This window comes from Janthinobacterium sp. GW823-FHT01H08 (assembly GCF_058797855.1).
In genome coordinates this window covers 240,100-258,662 of record NZ_CM179504.1, presented here as the reverse complement: position 1 = coordinate 258,662, position 18,563 = coordinate 240,100, and the positions used below count along the sequence as shown (strand labels likewise).

Annotated in this window: 18 protein-coding genes and 1 tRNA gene; 2 read left to right on the top strand and 17 right to left on the bottom strand. The window is 64.6% G+C overall.

Annotated features, from left to right (window positions below; translation table 11 throughout):
• Nucleotides 1–33 precede the first annotated feature (33 nt).
• The 5 genes from AC3RCG_RS01065 to AC3RCG_RS01045 form a co-directional block, all read right to left on the bottom strand.
• Nucleotides 34–555 (bottom strand): peroxiredoxin family protein, encoded by a 522-nt coding sequence (locus AC3RCG_RS01065; protein WP_070223196.1) that lies wholly within the window; start codon nucleotides 553–555, stop codon nucleotides 34–36.
• A gap of 86 nt (nucleotides 556–641) precedes the next feature.
• Entirely contained in the window at nucleotides 642–1,328 is a 687-nt protein-coding gene (locus AC3RCG_RS01060; protein WP_070223194.1) for a BON domain-containing protein, read from the bottom strand.
• The gene (locus AC3RCG_RS01055; protein WP_034752465.1) at nucleotides 1,321–1,917 is read right to left on the bottom strand and encodes a phosphoheptose isomerase; all 597 of its coding nucleotides are present in this window, start codon (nucleotides 1,915–1,917) and stop codon (nucleotides 1,321–1,323) included. The genes AC3RCG_RS01060 and AC3RCG_RS01055 overlap by 8 nt, the downstream gene beginning before the upstream one ends.
• Nucleotides 1,918–1,974: 57 nt before the next feature.
• Nucleotides 1,975–2,328: a YraN family protein gene (locus AC3RCG_RS01050; RefSeq protein ID WP_070288965.1), complete on the bottom strand. Its 354-nt coding sequence runs from the start codon at nucleotides 2,326–2,328 to the stop codon at nucleotides 1,975–1,977.
• Between the two features lie 10 nt (nucleotides 2,329–2,338).
• The gene (locus tag AC3RCG_RS01045; RefSeq protein WP_083293649.1) at nucleotides 2,339–3,550 is read right to left on the bottom strand and encodes a penicillin-binding protein activator; all 1,212 of its coding nucleotides are present in this window, start codon (nucleotides 3,548–3,550) and stop codon (nucleotides 2,339–2,341) included.
• A 165-nt stretch (nucleotides 3,551–3,715) separates the two neighbouring features.
• On the opposite strand from AC3RCG_RS01045, the gene rsmI reads away from it, so the two are divergent.
• Complete coding sequence (gene rsmI, locus AC3RCG_RS01040; protein WP_070312660.1) at nucleotides 3,716–4,624, top strand: 16S rRNA (cytidine(1402)-2'-O)-methyltransferase; 909 nt, start codon at nucleotides 3,716–3,718, stop codon at nucleotides 4,622–4,624.
• 41 nt (nucleotides 4,625–4,665) lie between these two features.
• On the opposite strand, the gene AC3RCG_RS01035 is transcribed toward rsmI, so the two are convergent.
• Nucleotides 4,666–5,361, bottom strand: a complete 696-nt coding sequence (locus tag AC3RCG_RS01035) for a hypothetical protein (protein WP_492402534.1) — start codon at nucleotides 5,359–5,361, stop codon at nucleotides 4,666–4,668.
• A gap of 112 nt (nucleotides 5,362–5,473) precedes the next feature.
• Between AC3RCG_RS01035 and AC3RCG_RS01030 the strand changes: the two genes are divergently transcribed.
• Nucleotides 5,474–5,550 (top strand) — tRNA-Pro (locus AC3RCG_RS01030).
• A gap of 174 nt (nucleotides 5,551–5,724) precedes the next feature.
• Here the strand turns inward: AC3RCG_RS01030 and AC3RCG_RS01025 are convergent.
• From AC3RCG_RS01025 to AC3RCG_RS00975, 11 genes are all read right to left on the bottom strand, one after another.
• On the bottom strand, nucleotides 5,725–6,648 hold the full coding sequence (locus AC3RCG_RS01025; RefSeq protein WP_492402536.1) for a hydroxymethylglutaryl-CoA lyase: 924 nt from the start codon (nucleotides 6,646–6,648) through the stop codon (nucleotides 5,725–5,727).
• A gap of 1 nt (nucleotide 6,649) precedes the next feature.
• Nucleotides 6,650–7,582, bottom strand: a complete 933-nt coding sequence (locus AC3RCG_RS01020) for a 2-hydroxyacid dehydrogenase (protein ID WP_070312657.1) — start codon at nucleotides 7,580–7,582, stop codon at nucleotides 6,650–6,652.
• Nucleotides 7,583–7,593: 11 nt separating this feature from the next.
• A complete protein-coding gene (locus tag AC3RCG_RS01015) occupies nucleotides 7,594–9,621 on the bottom strand; it encodes an acetyl/propionyl/methylcrotonyl-CoA carboxylase subunit alpha (RefSeq protein WP_492402538.1) in 2,028 nt (675 codons plus the stop codon).
• 161 nt (nucleotides 9,622–9,782) lie between these two features.
• On the bottom strand, nucleotides 9,783–10,829 hold the full coding sequence (gene bioB, locus AC3RCG_RS01010) for a biotin synthase BioB (protein WP_070312655.1): 1,047 nt from the start codon (nucleotides 10,827–10,829) through the stop codon (nucleotides 9,783–9,785).
• Nucleotides 10,830–10,860: 31 nt separating this feature from the next.
• Nucleotides 10,861–11,652 (bottom strand): dethiobiotin synthase, encoded by a 792-nt coding sequence (gene bioD / locus AC3RCG_RS01005; protein WP_070312654.1) that lies wholly within the window; start codon nucleotides 11,650–11,652, stop codon nucleotides 10,861–10,863.
• Entirely contained in the window at nucleotides 11,642–12,838 is a 1,197-nt protein-coding gene (gene bioF, locus AC3RCG_RS01000) for an 8-amino-7-oxononanoate synthase (protein WP_492402540.1), read from the bottom strand. Before bioF ends, bioD begins: the two co-directional genes overlap by 11 nt.
• Nucleotide 12,839: 1 nt before the next feature.
• Nucleotides 12,840–14,168: an adenosylmethionine--8-amino-7-oxononanoate transaminase gene (gene bioA, locus AC3RCG_RS00995; RefSeq protein ID WP_070312652.1), complete on the bottom strand. Its 1,329-nt coding sequence runs from the start codon at nucleotides 14,166–14,168 to the stop codon at nucleotides 12,840–12,842.
• 45 nt (nucleotides 14,169–14,213) lie between these two features.
• The gene (locus tag AC3RCG_RS00990; RefSeq protein ID WP_070312651.1) at nucleotides 14,214–15,002 is read right to left on the bottom strand and encodes an enoyl-CoA hydratase/isomerase family protein; all 789 of its coding nucleotides are present in this window, start codon (nucleotides 15,000–15,002) and stop codon (nucleotides 14,214–14,216) included.
• A 21-nt stretch (nucleotides 15,003–15,023) separates the two neighbouring features.
• On the bottom strand, nucleotides 15,024–16,646 hold the full coding sequence (locus tag AC3RCG_RS00985; RefSeq protein ID WP_070312650.1) for a carboxyl transferase domain-containing protein: 1,623 nt from the start codon (nucleotides 16,644–16,646) through the stop codon (nucleotides 15,024–15,026).
• Between the two features lie 40 nt (nucleotides 16,647–16,686).
• Nucleotides 16,687–17,136, bottom strand: coding sequence for a YchJ family protein (locus AC3RCG_RS00980; RefSeq protein ID WP_070312649.1), 450 nt, complete (start codon nucleotides 17,134–17,136; stop codon nucleotides 16,687–16,689).
• A gap of 78 nt (nucleotides 17,137–17,214) precedes the next feature.
• Nucleotides 17,215–18,501 carry a D-amino acid dehydrogenase gene (locus AC3RCG_RS00975; RefSeq protein WP_071653832.1) on the bottom strand — a complete coding sequence of 429 codons (1,287 nt, stop codon included), beginning with the start codon at nucleotides 18,499–18,501 and terminating at the stop codon, nucleotides 17,215–17,217.
• Nucleotides 18,502–18,563: the final 62 nt, after the last annotated feature.

Genomic DNA, 18,563 nt, shown 5'->3' with positions numbered 1-18,563 from the left:
TGACAACGCTTGGCAACAGGGTTTTGTGCCGTGTTATCCCGCGATGGCCGTTTCGAGCAATTTGTGCAGTTCGGCAAATTCCGGCTTGCCCACGTAGCGCTTGAGGATCTTGCCCTGCTTGTCGAGCACGAAGGTGGTGGGCGTGAGGGCCACGTCGCCGTAGGCCTTGGCCGCCTCGCCCGTCACGTCGAGCGCCACCTTGAATGGCAGCTGGCGTGTTTCGGCGAAATTCAGCACGTAGTTGGCCGGATCGTATTTCATGGCCACGGCCACGAATTCCAGTCCCTGCCCCTTGTACTTGTTGTAGGTGTCGACCATGTCCGGCATTTCCGCCACGCAGGTGGTGCACGAAGTGGCCCAGAAATTGACCATCACCACCTTGCCGCGCAGGCTGGCCGAGGTAATTTTCTCGCCATGGATGCCGTGGAAAGTCACGTCCGGCGCGCGTTGCTTGTCATTGAGCGACAGATAGCCGGCCGCCGCCACGCCCGCCACGAACACGGCGATGAGGGCTGGCTTGATCCAGGACTTGCTTGCGGAGGGCGAAGTGGACATGGCAAAGTTTCACTAATGTAGAGCAACGATGCGGCCATTATAGACGCATCGTCAGTCTGGCGCCGTAGGTCAAACGGCGGAGGCGTTTATTGCTGGACCGTATCGCTGACCGTGCTGGTCGTGCGCTGCTGCGGCGGATCGGGCTGCAATTGCTTCAGTTCCGCTTCCGAAATGTAGTCGAACAGCTTGACCACTTTCTGCACCCCGCCCACGCCGCGCGCCACGTCGGCCGCGACCGTGCCTTCGCGCTGGGTCACGCGGCCCATCAGGAAGACGGTGCCGTTTTCCGTGACGACCTTGAACGAGGCGGCCGAGATGGTTTTCATGTCGACCAGGCTGGCCTTGACCTTGGTGGTGATCAGCGCGTCGTTCGAGCGCGAGGTATAGCTGGCCGGTCCGGCGATGATCAACTCATTGGCCACCGACTCCACGCCCTCGATATTGCGCACTTCGCGCTCGACGGCATTTTTCATCGCCTCGTCGCGCACTTCGCCCGTCAGCAGGACGCGGCGGTTGAAGCTGGTGACATTCACGTGGCCCGCATCGCCGACGATGGACGGGATGCGCGCCTCGCCCTTGACGGCGATCGACTTGTCTTCGGTCTGGGCGCCCAGGGTGCGGCGGTCCGCCGCGGCAACGCCGCCCATCACCGCGCCGCCGACCATCAATTCGATGCAGCCGGTGAGCGAAGTGAGCATGGCGCCGCACAGCAGTGCGGTGGCCAGCGGGCGTTGTACGCGTTTCCAGCCTGGGCCAGTACCGAATTTAGTCATTCACGTCTCCTCCGAATAGCGCGACGTCGATGCCGTCGCAGATGCAATGTATGGTGGTCAGGTGGACTTCCTGGATGCGCGCCGTGCGCTCGGCCGGCACGCAGATATGCACGTCGGCGTCCGTCAGCATCTTGCCGATGGCGCCGCCGTCCTTGCCCGTCAGCGCCACGACGCGCATTTCGCGCTCGAGCGCCGCTTCCACGGCGGCCATCACGTTGGCCGAATTGCCCGACGTGGAGATGGCCAGCAGGATGTCGCCGGCCTGGCCGAAGGCCTGCACCTGCTTCGAGAAGATCTCGCGGTAGCTGTAGTCGTTCGCCACGGCCGTCAGGATCGACGTATCCGTCGTCAGCGCCAGGGCCGGCAGCGGAAAGCGCTCGCGTTCGAAGCGTCCGACCAGCTCGGCCGCGAAATGCTGGCAATCGGCGGCGGAACCGCCGTTGCCGCAGGCGAGGATCTTGTTGCCGTTGGACAATGCATAAAACATCAGGTCGATCGCCTGCGCAATGGGTTGCGCCAGTACGGTGGCGGCCTGGATCTTGAGTTCGGCACTTTCGTGGAAGTGCGAGAGGATGCGTTGATTATTCATAGTCTGCCGATTATAGTGCAGGCGCGCGGCATGGCGGACAAGCACTGTTAAAAATGCTTACATATCGAGGATGTTCTTCAGCCAGCTGATGCGCCCGCCATCGATGGCCAGCGCGTCGAAGCGGCAGGGCGGCACGGTTTTTTGTCCCAGCAGCCAGGTTTGCGCGGCCACCACCATGCGCCGCTGCTTGGCGGGCGTGATGCTGGCCAGGGCACCGCCGAAGGCCGCACTGCTGCGCAGCCGCACTTCGACGAAGACGATGGAGGCGCCATCGCGCATGATCAGGTCCAGCTCGCCGCCCTTGCATAGATAATTGCGTTCCAGCAGCACCAAGCCTTGCAGCAACAGATACGCGAGCGCATCGTCTTCCCCCTGCCGTCCCCGTTCCCGTTTGTTCCAGAAGGGCGGCATGGCGGTGTCCTTATTGTACCGGCGGCATGGTGGCAGGTGGCGGCGGAGCCGGTGGCCAGGTGCCCAGCACGCCCTGCTGGTAGGTGGCGGCCTGTTCCGTGCGTTCGAACACGCTTTGATCATTCTCAAAGCGCACGGCCAGGCGGCCCGTCACGCCGTCGAGCGTGAATGGCGCGTTTGGCCGCAGCGCCACTTCGCGCGCCACGCGGAAGGCGTCGATGCCCAGCGCGTACAGACGTTCCATGTCGGCCGTCAAACGGGCGTCTGCCGGTTGCGGCGGCTGCGGATACACCATCACTTGCGGATGGTCGCGCCGCACCTGCCATGGCAGGTCCAGCAGGCGCGCGCCGTCGAGTTCGGGGCCGCTGGCGCCGCGCCCGGCGCCGGGGTTCAGTGACGAGGTGCCATACAGAGGCAGATCGCTGCCGATGGCCACGCGCAGCTGGCGCGCCTGGTCGGCGTCGAGCGCGGCAAACAGCAGGCCCGGCGGCGTGGCGGCCAGGCGCGCGCGCAGCTGCACCAGCTCCGCATCGCTCAGGTAGCCATTCGTGGCCGTCAAGTCCATCGCATCGACCTTGCCGCCCTGGCGCAGCCATTCCTGCTTGAAGGCGGCGCTGATGCGGCGCTGCGAAGGCGAACCGGCCGACAGGATCAGCGCGCTGGCGCCCGGCTGTTCGCTGGCGGCCCAGGCGGCGACCTGGCGCGCTTCCGCCTCGATCGACAGGCCCATCACCAGCAGCTTGGCCGGCAGGCGCGCTTCGCCGCGGTTGTCCGGGTGGTTCAGGGCGATCGTCGGCTTGCGTACCAGATCGCTGTTCGCCACGGCCGTCACGGCCGAGCGCGACAACGGTCCGACGACGACGTCCTGTTCCTCTTGCGCTTGCGCAAACTTGTTCAGCACGTCGCTGCTGCCGTCGCCCGTGTCGATCACCGTTACTTCGAAGCCGCTGCGGTCGCGCTCATACGCGGCCATGAAGCCGGCGCGCAGCAGTTCGGCGGCCGGACCCAGGGACGCCGAGCGCAGCGGCAGCAGCAGGCCGATATGGTGCAGATTGCCGTCGGACGGCGCCGGTGCCGTGGCGGCCGGCATGTCCTGCGGCGTGCCCGTTGCCGGCTTGGTGGCGGTGGGCGCCAGCGGCGCGCCGCTGCCGTCGTACGCGGTAATGTCGGGCACGGCCACGGCAAACGTCACCGGTTCTGGCGCGGGCGGCTTGGGCGGCACGGGAGGCGGCAGCGGCTTCGGTGGCGGCAGCGCCCTTGTGTTAGATTCAATAGGCGCGCACAATTGCCCGGGCGCGTCGCAAGGCGTGCTGCAAGCGCTCAGCATGCCGGTCGCGGCACAAACAAGCAGTAACTTCACACTATTAGCAAGCATTCAACCTCCAAAATGACCGTACAAGAAATCAGTTCCATCGCCAGCCTGCCCATCATGACAGAGGCGGCGCACCAGGTCTATCCTATCGCAACATTGTATATAGTGGCCACGCCCATCGGTAATGTGACCGATATCAGCCTGCGCGCGCTGCACTTGCTGAGCCTTGCCGATGCCGTCGCCTGTGAAGATACGCGCAACACGGCGCACCTGCTGACGCGCTTCGGCTTGAACAAGCCATTGATTGCGGCGCATCAACATAATGAGCGCGAAGTGGCGCAGACCTTGATCGCGCGCCTGCACGCGGGCGAGCGCATCGCCCTCGTTTCCGACGCAGGCACGCCCGCCGTGTCCGACCCCGGCGCGCGCATCGTCGACGCCGTGCGCGCGGCGGGATTGCGCGTGCTGCCCCTGCCCGGCCCGTCGGCGGCGATCACCGCCATCTCCGCCAGCGGCTTGTTGAATGACCAGTTTTACTTTGTCGGCTTCCTGCCGGCCAAGGCCAAGCAGCGCGAAAACATCTTGCACAGCCTGCGCGGCGTGACGGCGACCATGGTGTTTTATGAAGCGCCGCACCGCATCCTCGATTGCGCCACGGCCCTGGCGGAAGCGTTCGAGCCGACGCGCCAGGTGGTGTTCGCGCGCGAACTGACGAAACTGTTCGAGGAAATCCACCGCTGCCCCCTGTCGGAAGCGGAAAGCTGGATCCGTGCCGACGCGCACCGCGAAAAGGGAGAGTTCGTCGTCCTGCTGGAAGGCGCCACGCAAGCGCAGGACGCGGAAGACGTGGAAGCGGAACGCATCCTCAACATCCTGCTGGCCGAATGCAGCGTCAAGCAGGCGGCGAATCTGACGGCGCAAATCACGGGGCGCAAGAAAAACGCCCTGTATGAGCGGGCGTTGCAGTTGAAGGGGCAGGAATAATGTGATGATGGCCTAGCCAAGATGGAAATATTGCCAGATCGTTACCACTTGCAGCCGCTATCCTTCTTGTCCAGCAACATCAGCACGGGCGCCAGCAAGCCTGCGCCGGAATAGGCGGTGCGGCAATCGCCGCGCTTGCCTTGGGCGATGTCGCGCGCCAGCTGGGTTTCCGTTTGCAGCGGTTTGTCGGGGATTTGCCCCACGGCCGTGCCCACCTTTGACGGGTCGCGTTCGCCCGCCATCTTGCGCGCCGTCTTCCTGGCCGCTTCCATGTCGAACTTTGGCGTTTCCGCAGTTTCTTGCCTGAAGGTGTCGGGACTGGCCGCCGGCGTGGCTGGTGAGGCCGGTACGACCGTGATGGCTTGCGGGCTCGATGCTGGCGCCGTGGGCGCCGCCGGCGTTTCCCGGGCCGTGGCGAGTTTCGGCTTGCTGATGGGTTTTGGTTCGCGCTTCGGCTTGACGACTTCGACCGGCGGCGGGGGCGGCTTGGCCGCCAGCGGACGTATCCACACGGCGATCGATTCCACGCGCGGGGCCGTGTCTGGTGGAACAGATGGTTGCACGTGGCGCCACAGAGTGATCAATGCGCCATGCAGCAGCAAGGACACGGCGATGCCCAGCACGATGCCGCGGCGGTTCGGCACGGGCTGGCCGCCGCCGCTTCTTTCTATCCTGAACTCCATTGCCGTCGTCGCCTTCATGTCTGATCGGGAAAACTTGCCAAGCCAGTGTCGCATACTTCAATCGTTTTGAAAAATACATGCATCTCAGTGTCGTCCGTAAATAATTTACACAGAGTTTCACCTGACCCTTGACCGAAGTCGATACGGCCTGTATTATCTTGGTCTTCGGAGTGTGGCGCAGCCCGGTAGCGCACCTGGTTTGGGACCAGGGGGTCCAAGGTTCGAATCCTTGTACTCCGACCAAATTTGTAGAAAAAAACCCAAGAGTTTCGGCTCTTGGGTTTTTTTTCGTCTGTACGGGTCGCATTGGTCGGGTAGGCCGGGTTAGCGCAAAGCGCGTAACCCGACAACAGTGTTGGCCATGGCCATGGCGCTGGTGGCGTCGGATTACGCGTGGCTCCGCCACGCTAATCCGACCTACGCCGCGGCCCGTTTCGCCGCCAGTGCATTGCCGGCGCGGCTCGATCCCTTGCGCCCCAGCTGCTGCGAGATGAACTGCCCCGCGTCCACCACCAGGTCCAGATCGATGCCGGTGGCGATGCCCAGTCCCTGCATCATGTACAGCACGTCCTCGGTGGCCACGTTGCCCGTGGCGCCCTTGGCGTACGGGCAGCCGCCCAGGCCCGATACCGACGAATGATAGATCGCGATGCCCGTTTCCAGGCTGGCGTAGATGTTCGCCAGCGCCTGGCCGTAGGTGTCGTGGAAGTGGCCGGACAGGCCGCCCACGTGGAAAGCCCCGATGGCGCGCTGCATCACCGCCTGCGTCTTTCTCGGCGTGGCCACGCCGATGGTGTCGGCAATGTCGATCTCGTCGCAACCGAGGTCGCGCATGCGGCCCACCACGTCGGCCACGGCGTCGAGCGGCACGTCTCCCTGGTAGGGGCAGCCGAAGGCGCAGCTGATGCTGCCGCGCAGGCGCAGGCCGTGTTCCTTGGCCGCTTTCGCCACGCCTTCGAAGCGGGCGATCGATTCGGCGATCGAGCAGTTGATGTTTTTTTGCGAGAACGCCTCCGAGGCCGAGCCGAAAATTACCACTTCATCGGCTTTTGCCGCCAAGGCGGCCTCGAAACCCTGCATGTTCGGCGTCAGCGCCGAATAAATCGTGCCGGAGCGGCGCGCGATTCTCTCCATCACTTCCGCGCTGGTGGCCATCTGCGGCACCCATTTCGGCGAGACGAAGGACGCCGCCTCGATATTGGCGAAGCCGGCCAGGGTCAGGCGGTCGACCAGCTCGATCTTGACGGCGGCACTGATGGTTTCCTTCTCGTTTTGCAGGCCGTCGCGCGGCCCCACTTCGACGATCTTGACCTGCTTGGGCAAACTGGTAGTAGGGTTCATCTCAATATCCTTGCAAACGGTTGACGATGCCGGCGACCACGTCTCCGGCGTGCAGGCGGCGCATCTTGGCGGCGATCTGCGCCACGCTTTCGCGGCGCAGGGTAGCGGCCGAAATATGCGGCGTGATGGTGATGCGCGGTTCTTGCCAGAACGGGTGCTGCTGCGGCAGCGGCTCGTTGCGGAACACGTCGAGGGTCGCCCCGGCGATATGCCCGGAGCGGATCAGGGTCAGCAGATCCGGTTCGGCCAGATGCGCGCCGCGCGCCACGTTGATGATGTAGGCGCCTGGCAGCAGCATCGACAGGCGCGCGCGGTCGAGCAGGTTGTGTGTGTCCGGCGTGAGCGGCAGCATGCACACGAGCACGCGCGTGCCGTGCAAGAAGGCTTCCAGCCCTTCCTCGCCCGCAAAGCATGCGACGCCATCGACGTGCTTGCGGCTGCGGCTCCAGCCCCGCAGGGGGAATTCGAACTGCGCCAGCGCTTGCAGCACGCGGGTGCCCAGCACGCCCATGCCCAGCACGCCGACGGGAAAATCCAGCTTGTCGAAGGCGGGCAGCGGCTGCCAGATGCCGGCGCGGCCCTGCGCCTCGTAATCGTCGAAACGGCGGAAGTGGCGCAGCACGGCGTGGCTCACATACTCGGCCATCTGCACGCCCATGCCCGCGTCGTCGAGGCGTACCAGCGGTACGTGGGCCGGCAGCGCATCGCCGAATTTCAGCAGCGCGTCGACGCCGGCGCCCGTGTTGAAGATGGCTTTGACTTCGCTCAATGCCGGCAGCATGGCGGCGGGCGGCTGCCACACGACGGCATAATCGCATGGCGCGAACGTCTCGCCTTCGCGCCAGAAGTGGATTTCAGCTTCGGGCAGCAAGTCTTTAAAATCGGCGATCCACGCCGCTTCCTTGCCGTCCGAGCGTTGTAAAAGGATGCGCATCGTGGCTGCCTCTATGCGGCAGCCTTGAAAGCCAGCAGCGGCGCGCCATCGGCCACCTGGTCGCCGACGGCGTACAGCACGTCTTCCACCAGGCCGTCATGCGGCGCGGCGATCGTGTGCTCCATCTTCATCGCTTCCATGATGACCAAAGGCTCGCCCTTCTTGACGTCCTGCCCTTTGTTGACCAGCACGGCGACGACCTTGCCCGGCATCGGCGCCGTCAGGCGGCCGCCTTCCGCTTCGACTTCGCCCGCATGCGCCATCGGGTCGCTGTAGTGCAGCGTGTAATGCAAGCCGCCGGTGAATACGTGGAACTGCTCGCCGTCGCGCAGCACCGTGCCATGCACGGCACGTTCACCGAGCTTGATGTGCAGCTCGTTGCCTGTGCGCGCCGTCAAGCTCAGGGGCTGGCCGTTGAACAGCCAGCCATCGGTCTTGTAGGCGATGCGCGCGGCATAGGTTTTGTCGTCGCTGGCCAGTGCGAATTCATCGGCAAACGCCAGGTTGCGTCCCAGGGTGCTGTTCAAGCGCCAGCCCAGGGCATTGCCCCACGGGTCGGCGGGGTTGCTCGACTGCGCTTCGGACGCCGCTTTTTCTTCCGTCAGCAGGGCGACGGACGCCAGCGCCAGGGCCGTGTCGGGCGCTGCTTGCAGGGCGGGGAACAGCGACGCCTGATTGCGCTCGATCAAACCCGTATCGAGGTCCGCGCTGGCAAACGCCTGGCCTTCGACCAGGCGCTTCAGGAAGGCGATATTGCTGGCCAGGCCCACGATCTGGTAGTCGGCCAGCGCCTGCGCCATGCGCGCCAGCGCTTCGCGGCGGTCCGCGCCCCAGACGATCAGCTTGGCGATCATCGGGTCGTAGAACGGCGAGATGGCGTCGCCTTCGCGCACGCCCGAATCGATGCGCACGGCGGCGGGCACCAGCGTGCCGCCCAGTTCGAACGTCACGGCCGATGGCGACTGCATGTGGCGCACGGTGCCGATCGACGGCAAAAAGCCCTTTTCCGGGTTTTCCGCGTAGATGCGCGCCTCGATGGCGTGGCCGTGGATCGTCAATTCATTCTGTTTTTTCGGCAGCGGCTCGCCAAAGGCGACGCGCAATTGCCATTCCACCAGGTCGGTGCCGGTGATCATTTCCGTCACCGGGTGTTCCACCTGCAGGCGCGTGTTCATCTCCATGAAGTAGAACGAGCCATCCTGGTTGGCGATGAATTCCACCGTGCCCGCACCCACGTAGCCGACGGCCTTGGCGGCGGCGACGGCCGCCTCGCCCATGGCGGCGCGGCGTTCCGCCGGCATGCCCGGCGCCGGCGCTTCTTCCAGCACCTTCTGGTGACGGCGCTGCACCGAGCAATCGCGCTCGAACAGGTAGATGCAGTTGCCGAGCGTGTCGGCAAACACCTGGATTTCGATATGCCGCGGACGCGACAGGTATTTTTCGGCCAGCACCTTGTCGTCGCCGAAAGAGCTGATCGCTTCGCGCTTGCACGAGGCCAGCGCGGCCTTGAAGTCGGCGCTGTTCTCGATGACGCGCATGCCCTTGCCGCCGCCGCCGGCGGATGCCTTCAGCAGCACGGGATAGCCGATCTTGTCGGCCTGGCCGTGCAAAAATTCCGCATCCTGATTCTCGCCGTGGTAGCCGGGCACCAGCGGCACGTTCGCTTTTTCCATCAGCGACTTGGCGGCTGATTTCGAGCCCATGGCGCGCATGGCGGATGCCGGCGGGCCGATGAAGACCAGGCCCGCCGCGTGGCAGGCGTCGGCGAAGTCGGCGTTCTCGGACAAAAAGCCGTAGCCGGGGTGGATCGCCTGCGCACCAGTGGCCAGCGCCACGGCGATGATCTTGTCGCCGCACAGATAGCTTTCCTTGGCCGGCGCGGGGCCGATCAGCACCGCTTCGTCGCAGACGGCGACGTGCTTGGCGTTGGCGTCCGCTTCCGAATACACGGCGACGGTCTGGATGCCCATGCGGCGCGCGGTAGCGGCGACACGGCAAGCGATTTCGCCGCGGTTGGCGATCAGGATTTTAGTGAACATGGTCTCTCTCTATTCTCTCAAAAAGGGGCAGCTGTCTCTTGTCATGGACGTTGTGTGCTGGCGTGTCGGCTTACGCGCTTTGCGCTAAGCCGACCTACGCATTGGTGAGGCGGTATTCGCAGGTCGGGTTAGCCGGCACGGCGTAACCCGACAGGGCTGGATCAGCAGCCGCACTTCTCTTTCTGTACCGATTCCAGCATGGCGCCGCGCGTCTGCAAGCCCAGCTTACCCAGCAAGGTGCGGTCGTCTTCCGCTTCCGGGTTGTCGGTGGTGAGCAGCTTGTCGCCATAGAAAATGGAGTTGGCGCCGGCCAGGAAGCACATCGCCTGTACGGCTTCGCCCATCTGGCGGCGGCCGGCCGACAGACGCACGCGCGCTTTCGGCATGGTGATGCGGGCCACGGCGATCGTGCGCACGAATTCGAACGGGTCCAGCGCTTCCAGGCCGAACAAAGGCGTGCCTTCCACCTGCACCAGGTGGTTGACGGGCACCGATTCCGGGTACGGATTCAGATTGGCCAGCTGGGCGATCAGGCCCGCGCGCTGCAAGCGCGTCTCGCCCATGCCGACGATCCCGCCGCAGCATACTTTCAAGCCCGCTTCGCGCACGCGGCCCAAAGTATCGAGGCGGTCCTGGTATTCGCGCGTCGAGATGACGTTGTCGTAGAACTCGGGCGCCGTATCGAGGTTATGGTTGTAGAAGTCCAGGCCCGCGTTTTTCAGGCGGTCCGCTTGTCCTTCTTCCAGCATGCCCAGGGTGGCGCAGGTTTCCAGGCCCAGCGCTTTCACTTTGCTGACCATCTCTTCGACTTTGTCCATGTCGCGGTCTTTCGGGCCACGCCAGGCGGCGCCCATGCAGAAGCGCGTGGCGCCATTGGCTTTCGCCTGGCGGGCCGCGTCGAGCACCGTGTCGATGTCGAGAATTTTCTTCGCTTCCACGCCCGTGTCGTAGCGGGCCGCCTGCGGGCAGTAGCCGCAGTCTTCCTCGCAGCCGCCGGTCTTGATCGACAACAGGGTCGCCAGTTCCACGTCGCCGTCGGGGAAATTGACGCGGTGGGTTTGCTGGGCCTTGAACATCAAGTCATTGAATGGCAGGTCGAACAGGGCCAGCACGTCGGCGACGGGCCAGGTGGCCGCTTCCGGCACGGTGATGCGCGCCGCTGGGCGGTGCAGTTCGACGGTTTTTGCTGCTTCTTGGACGTGAGACATGTGATTCCTTCGTTTCTATTTTTGAATACGTTTAAGTGTTGGGATGCTGCGCCGGCCAGTTGGGCAAGCCGGTGAAATCGAGATACGCGGCCGCCGCTTCCGCGCTGGGCTGCGCCAGGCGCGGCACCCTGCCCAGCAGCGGCGCCGGGATGCGCTCGATCAGCGCATCGATATTTTCGTCGAGGAAGCGCATTTCCACTTCCAAGGTGTTGGCGACCCAGCCGATCACCGTCAGGCCGCGCGCTTCGATGGCTTCCACCGTCAGCAAGGCCTGGCTGATGCAGCCCAGACGCATGCCGACCACGAGGATCACGGGCAGGTCGAGCTGCTGCGCCAGGTCGGCCGAATCGAAACCGGGCGACAGCGGCACGCGGAAACCGCCCACGCCTTCGACCACGACGGCGTCCGAGGCGGCGGCGATTTCCAGGTAGGCGGCCAGGATCGGCACCGATTCGATGCTCACGCCTTCGAGCGCGGCGGCGATGTGCGGCGCGGCCGGTTCCTTCAGCATATACGGCGTGGTGATATTGCGCAGCATGGTGACGTTGCCGGCGGCGATCAGGCTGTCGGCGTCTTCATTATGCAGTTCTCCGTCGCGCATCTCGGCGCCGGCGGCCACGGGCTTCATGCCGCAGGCACGCACGCCGCGCGCCACCAGCGCGTGCAGCAGGGCCGACGACGTCAGGGTCTTGCCGATTTCCGTGTCGGTGCCGGTGACGAAACAGGCAAAGCGCGATGGCAGGCCGATGGTGGCCGGTGCCGGCTGCACGGCCGGCGCCAGGTCCGCCAGCACTTCCGCCACGATAGGGTCATCAAGGCTCATGGCGAGTCCTTTCCAGGGTGTTGACTGCGTTGATCAATTGCGTCACTTCCTGTGCCGTATGGCCGGCCGACAGGGTCACGCGCAGGCGCGCCGACCCGGCAGGGACGGTGGGCGGGCGGATGGCGCCGACCCACAGGCCTTGCTGGTACAGATTCGCGGCGACGGCCAGCATGTCCGCATTCTCGCCGATGATGACGGGCTGGATGGCGGAGAGCGATGGCAAGGCTTGCCAGCGCTGCAGCTGCAAGCCCTCGTTCCATTGCGCCACCAGCGCGGCCAGGTCCATCCGGCGTTGTTTTCCTTCTTCACCGGCGATGATGTCCAGGCTGGCCAGCAGCGCATGCGCAAGCGCGGGCGCGGCCGCCGTGGTGAAGATGTAGGGGCGGGCCTTCTGGATCAGCGTCTCGATCACGGCTTCGTGCGCGCAAACGAAGGCGCCGCCCACGCCGGCCGATTTTCCCAGCGTGCCCACGTAGACCAGATACGGCGAATGCAGGTCGAAGTATTCCAGCGCGCCGCGGCCATTCTCGCCCAGCGCGCCGAAGCCGTGCGCGTCGTCGACCACCAGCCAGGCGCCATATTGTTCGCACAGGGCCAGCAGCGCGGGCAGCGGCGCCAGGTCGCCATCCATGCTGAAGACGCTGTCGGTGACGACGATTTTCGTTTTGGCTTTGCTTTCCGCCAGCAGGGCCGCCAAGGCGTCGAGATCCGCATGCGGATACACGCGCGTCTTGACGCGGGACAAACGCGTGCCGTCGATCAGCGAAGCGTGGTTCAGCGCTTCCGAGAAGATCTCGGCTTCGGCATCACCGGCCGCCAGGGCCGTCAGCACGGCTAAATTGGCCATGTAGCCGGTACAGAAATACAACGCGCGCGCCTGTTCCAGGTTGGCGCCGACAAACGCGGCCAGGCGCTCTTCCAGCAGCGCGTGGGCGCGGCTGTGGCCACTGATCAGGTGCGAAGCGCCGCTGCCGGCGCCATACAGGTCGGCGCCCTCTTTCAGCGCGTCCACGATGCGCGGATGCGCGGCCAGGCCCAGATAGTCATTGCTGCAAAAGGCCAGCATGTCGCGCCCATCGACCGTCAGGCGCGGCGCGCACGGCGTGTCGACGGTACGGCGGCGGCGGATCAGGCTGCGCTCTTCCAGCCCCTGCAGCTGCTGCTTCAAGCGTGTGAGCAGTTCCATCTCAGGCTCCGATCACTTGGTTGAAGACGGCCAGCGTCTGCTGGCCCAGGCCCGCGATTTCGGCGTCGTCGAGGATGTACGGCGGCATCAGGTACACGGTGGAGCCGATGGGGCGCATCAGCAGTTCGTGTTCCAGCGCCGTGCTGAAGAAGCGGCGCGAAAAATCGGGCGCCGCATCGACGGCGTCAAACGCCCAGATCATGCCCTGCTGGCGGAAGTGTTTTACGCGCTCGTGCTGCGCCAGCGGCGCCAGGGCGCGCGTGATTTTTCCGGCACGTTCGCGGTTGGTGGCCAGCACGTCGTCTTCCTCGAAAATCGACAGGGTCGCCAGCGCCGCGCGGCACGCCAGCGGATTGCCCGTGTACGAGTGCGAATGCAAAAAGCCGCGGCGCACGTCGGTGCTGTAGAACGCCTGATAAATATCTTCGCGCGTCATCACGAGGGACAGCGGCAAATAGCCGCCGCTGATGCCCTTGGACAGGCAGACGAAATCGGGCCAGATGCCGGCCTGTTCGCATGCAAAGAACGTCCCCGTGCGGCCGCAGCCGACGGCGATTTCGTCGAGGATCAGATGGACTTGATAGCGGTCGCACAGGGCGCGCACCAGTGACAGGTACAGCGGGTCGTGCATGGCCATGCCCGTGGCGCACTGCACCAGCGGCTCGATGATGATGGCGGCGATTCTTTCGGACTTTTCCTGGAACAGCCGTTCCACGTCGGCCGCGGCGCGGCGCGCCACGTCCTGCGCCGATTCGTTGTCTGCCGCCTGGCGGAAGTCGGGCGACATCACCGTCTGCGAGGCACGCAGCAGGGGGCCGTAGGCATCCTTGAACAGTGCCACGTCCGTAACGGCGAGGGCGCCGATGGTTTCGCCGTGGTAGCTGCCTTTCAGGCAGACGAATTCCTGTTTTTCACCCTTGCCGCTGTTGCGCCAGGCGTGAAAACTCATTTTCAGGGCGATTTCCACGGCCGAGGCGCCATCGGACGCATAAAAACTGTGACCGAGCACGCCATTGGTGAGCGCGGAGAGCTTTTCCGACAGCTCGATCACCGGTTCATGCGTAAAACCGGCCAGCATCGCGTGTTCCAGGCGGTCCAGTTGATCCTTGAGTTCCGCATTGATGCGCGGGTTGGCATGGCCGAACAGGTTCACCCACCAGGAGCTGATGGCGTCCAGGTAGCGTCGGCCCTCGTGGTCATACAGCCAGGCGCCGCGGCCATGGCTGACGGGGATCAAGGGAACCGTCTCGTGGTGCTGCATTTGCGTGCACGGATGCCACACGCTGCGCAGACTGCGTTCGACCCAGCCCGATTGTTTTTCTGCTTTCAAAACTGCTCCAATGATATTCTTAGTCCATGAGCTTTGGACTATTAACTAGCCCATGAGCCAACCCGGCTTGCGCTTGTCGAGGAACGATTGCACGCCTTCGCGTCCCTGCTCCGAGGCGCGGATCTGCGCGATGCGCTCGGCGGTGTCCGCCAGCAGCGCGTCATCGACCGGCTGGCCGACGATCTCGCGCACCAGCGTTTTCGCTTGCGCCACGGCGTGCGGGCTGTTGCCCGTCAGGGCTTTCAGTACCTCGGCGGTTTTCGCGTCCAGCGCGCTTGCCTCGACTACCTCGTGGGCAAAGCCGATGCGCAGCGCTTCCCGGGCGGAGAATCGCTCCGCCGTCAGGAAATAGCGGCGTGCCGCGTTTTCGCCCATGGCCTTGATGACATACGGTGAAATAGTGGCCGGGATCAATCCCAGCCGCACTTCGCTCAGGCAGAAATGCACGTCTTCCGCAACCAGAATGATATCGCATGCGGCGACGAGCCCCATGCCGCCCGCATAGCAGTCGCCCTGGATCTTCGCTACCACGGGTTTCGGACACAGGTAAATCGTGCGCAGCATCTGCGCCAGCTGCAGCGCGTCGGCCTGGTTTTCGGCATGCGTGTAGCCGGCCATCTTCTTCATCCAGTTCAGGTCCGCACCGGCGCAAAAGGCCGCGCCGTTCGCGGCCAGCACGATGGCGCGCACCATGTCGCTGCGCCCCAGCCCCTCGAAGGCGCGCGCCAGTTCGGCGATCGTCGTCTCGTTGAAGGCATTGCGCACGTCCGGGCGGTTCAGGGTCACGGTGGCGACATTGCCCTCGATGACCAGCTTTAAGGTTTCAAATTCCATTCTCTTCTCCCTGAGTGCCGCTTACATGCGGAATACGCCGAACTTCGTGTCCGGGATTTCCGCGTTCAGGGCGGCCGACAGGCCCAGGCCCAGCACCATGCGGGTGTCGGCCGGGTCGATCACGCCGTCGTCCCACAGGCGCGCGGTGGCGTAGTACGGGTGGCCCTGGTGTTCGTATTGATCCTTGATCGGCTGCTTGAAGGCCGCTTCCTCGTCCGCGCTCCATGCGCCGCCCTTGCCCTCGATGCCGTCGCGCTTGACGGTCGCCAGCACGGACGCCGCTTGGTCGCCGCCCATGACGGAAATGCGCGCATTGGGCCACATCCACATGAAACGGGGAGAGAACGCGCGGCCGCACATGCCGTAGTTGCCGGCGCCGAAGCTGCCGCCGATGATGACGGTGAATTTCGGCACGGCCGCCGTCGCCACGGCGGTGACCATCTTGGCGCCATTGCGGGCGATGCCCTCGTTTTCGTATTTGCGGCCCACCATGAAGCCGGTGATATTTTGCAAAAATACCAGCGGGATCTTGCGCTGGCAGCACAATTCGATGAAATGCGTGCCTTTCAAGGCCGATTCAGAGAACAAGATGCCATTATTGGCGATGATGCCGACTTTGACGCCATAGATGTGCGCGAAGCCGCAGATCAGGGTGGTGCCGTAGCGGGCCTTGAATTCGTCGAAATCGCTGCCGTCGACGATGCGCGCGATCACCTCGCGCACGTCGAACGGTTTGCGCGTATCGACGGGGATTACGCCATACAGTTCCTGCGTCGGGTATTTCGGTTCGACGGACTCGCGCAGCGCCATCTGCTGCGGTTTTTTACGGTTCAGATTCGAAACGATGGTGCGCGCCAGCGACAGCGCATGCAAGTCGTTCTGCGCCAGGTGGTCGACCACGCCGGACAGGCGCGTGTGCACGTCGCCGCCGCCCAGGTCTTCCGCCGTCACCACTTCGCCCGTGGCCGCCTTCACCAGCGGCGGGCCGCCGAGGAAAATCGTGCCCTGCTCCTTGACGATGATCGATTCGTCGCTCATGGCCGGCACGTAGGCGCCGCCCGCCGTGCAAGAGCCCATCACGACGGCGATTTGCGGGATGCCCTTGGCGGACAAATTCGCCTGGTTATAGAAAATGCGGCCGAAATGGTCGCGGTCGGGGAAGACGTCGTCCTGGTTCGGCAGGTTGGCGCCGCCCGAGTCGACCAGGTAGATGCACGGCAGGTTGTTCTGGTCGGCGATTTCCTGGGCGCGCAAATGCTTTTTTACCGTCATCGGGTAATAGGTGCCGCCCTTGACGGTAGCGTCGTTACACACGATGACGCATTCCTGGCCCGAGACCCTGCCGATGCCGGTGATGATGCCGGCGCTAGGGGCCGCATCGACGCCCTTGGCGTCCTGGTACATGGCGTAGGCCGCCATCTGGGAAAACTCGAGGAAGGGCGTGCCGGGATCGAGCAGCATCTGGACTCTGTCGCGCGGCAGCAGTTTTCCGCGCGCCAGGTGCTTGGCGGCCGCCGCTTCGCCGCCGCCGGCCGCGATTTTCTCGACCTTGTCGCGCAGATCGTCGACGATGGCTTGCATGGCCGCGGCATTGGCCTTGAAATCTTCACTGCGCGGATTGAGTTTGCTTTCGATGTGCGGCATTGCGGTTCCTTTTTATGATCGCCCGGTCTCTCGGGTCGCGCTATTCGGGAAAACTGCCGTCGAGATAAAACCAGCGCAGGGCACCACCGCCCTCGCCCGCCTCGCGCACGAAGCGGCTTACCTCATGCAGGCGGTGCGCGCGGCCGTTGACCTTGTAGCGGGCCACGAATTCGACGGTATCGCGGTGTATCTCTTCGGCTTGATCTGCTGATTCTGCTTTACGTTGACGTAAACGTAAAGCAGATTTTACCTCAAGTCCCAGCCAGTGGACTTTTTCTTCTTCGGCAAATAAAGCGTCGGCCGGACGGGTGCTGGCGTGCCAGGTGGCGCGCAGATACGCTTCGTCGCGCAAGGTGAACGCCGTGTAGCGCGAACGCATCAGGGCTTCGGCCGTGGGCGGCAAGGCGTCGCCCGCGATATACGGGCCGCAGCAGCTGGCGTAGGAGGCGCCGCCACAGGGGCAGGCGGACAATTTTGAGGGTGTGGACATGCGCTGGCAGACAGGAACATAAAAGTTCCGCAATTATCCGCCATATCGGCAGCGGCGCGTGCGCGCCGCCCTGGCCGGCTATTGTTTCGGGCTGAGGAAGTCCAGCGCGAACGGCGGCGCCTTGCCGGCCATGAGATCGGCGAGGATGCGCGCCGTGCCGGCGGCAAAGGTAAAGCCCAGCGGGCCATGGCCCACGTTGAGCCACAGATTGCCCACTTTGCTGGCGCCCACCAGCGGCGCGCTGTTCGGCGTGGCGGGGCGCAGGCCGGCCCAGGCCGTAGCCTGGTCGTAGTCGGCGCCGTGCGGCATCGCTTCGCGCGCCAGCCGCGTCAGGCCGGCGATGCGGTTCCAGTCGATGCTGTTGTCGGCGCCCACCATGTCGACCATGGCGGCCACGCGCAGGTCGCCGCCTATGCGCGCATACAGCACCTTGCGCTCGAAATCCGTGATGCTGATCTCGGGCGCCCGGTGCTGCGCGCGGATGGGCGCCGTCAGGCTGTAGCCTTTCAGCGGATACAGGGGCAGGTAAATGCCCGCCGTGGCGGCCAGGTCGCGGCTCTGGATGCCGGCCGCCAGCACGTAATGGTCCGCTTGCAGCAGGCCCAGGCTGGTGTCGACGCCCGTGATCTTGCCCTTGTGTGTGACGAGACGGCGCGCCTCGCCTTTCAAGATGAGCGAACAATTCGGATGCTGCAGCAGGCGCGCTTCCAGGGCCAGGCAAAAGGCGTGGCAATCGGCCACCGCCTCGCCCTCGGTAAAAATGCCGCCCGCCAACGCGCCCTGCAGGGCGGCCAGCGCCGGTTCGCGCTGCACGGCTTCCTGCGGCGACAGCACGACGCGCGCCTCTTCCGATTCCGGCCGGGCCACGGCCCGCTGGAAGATGGCGGGCGAACGGTAGACGATGAGTTTGCCCGCATCGCGCCAGGCATACGCCTCGGGCGGCACCGTCAGTTCCAGCTGCGCCATGCCGGCGCGGCTCCATTCGCCCAGCTGCAGCAGCTTGGCCGTCGTGCGGGCATTGCTGGCTGCATTGCAATTGCGCAGGAAGCTGGCCAGCCAGCGCCATTGGCGCCAGTCCGCTTCGGGACGGAAGCGCAGCGGGCCATCTTTCTGCAGCAGCCATTGCAGGGCTTTCAAGGGCACGCCCGCGTCCGCCAGCGGTGCCACATAGCGATAGCTGAGCTGGCCGCCATTGCGGTAGCTGGCGGCGATCGCCACTTGTTCATTGCGTTCCAGTACAGTGACCTTGTAGCCGGCCTCGGCAAGCCACCAGGCCGATGTCAGACCGACGACACCGCCGCCGATGATGATGACGTGTTGCTGCATGTTGCCTCGCTGCGTTGCGCTCCCATGGTGCGGGAGCATTCGATGAGAGCTTAGAGGCTGGCCATCACGTGAGCCAATGAAACATCATGGTGCAGCCATAA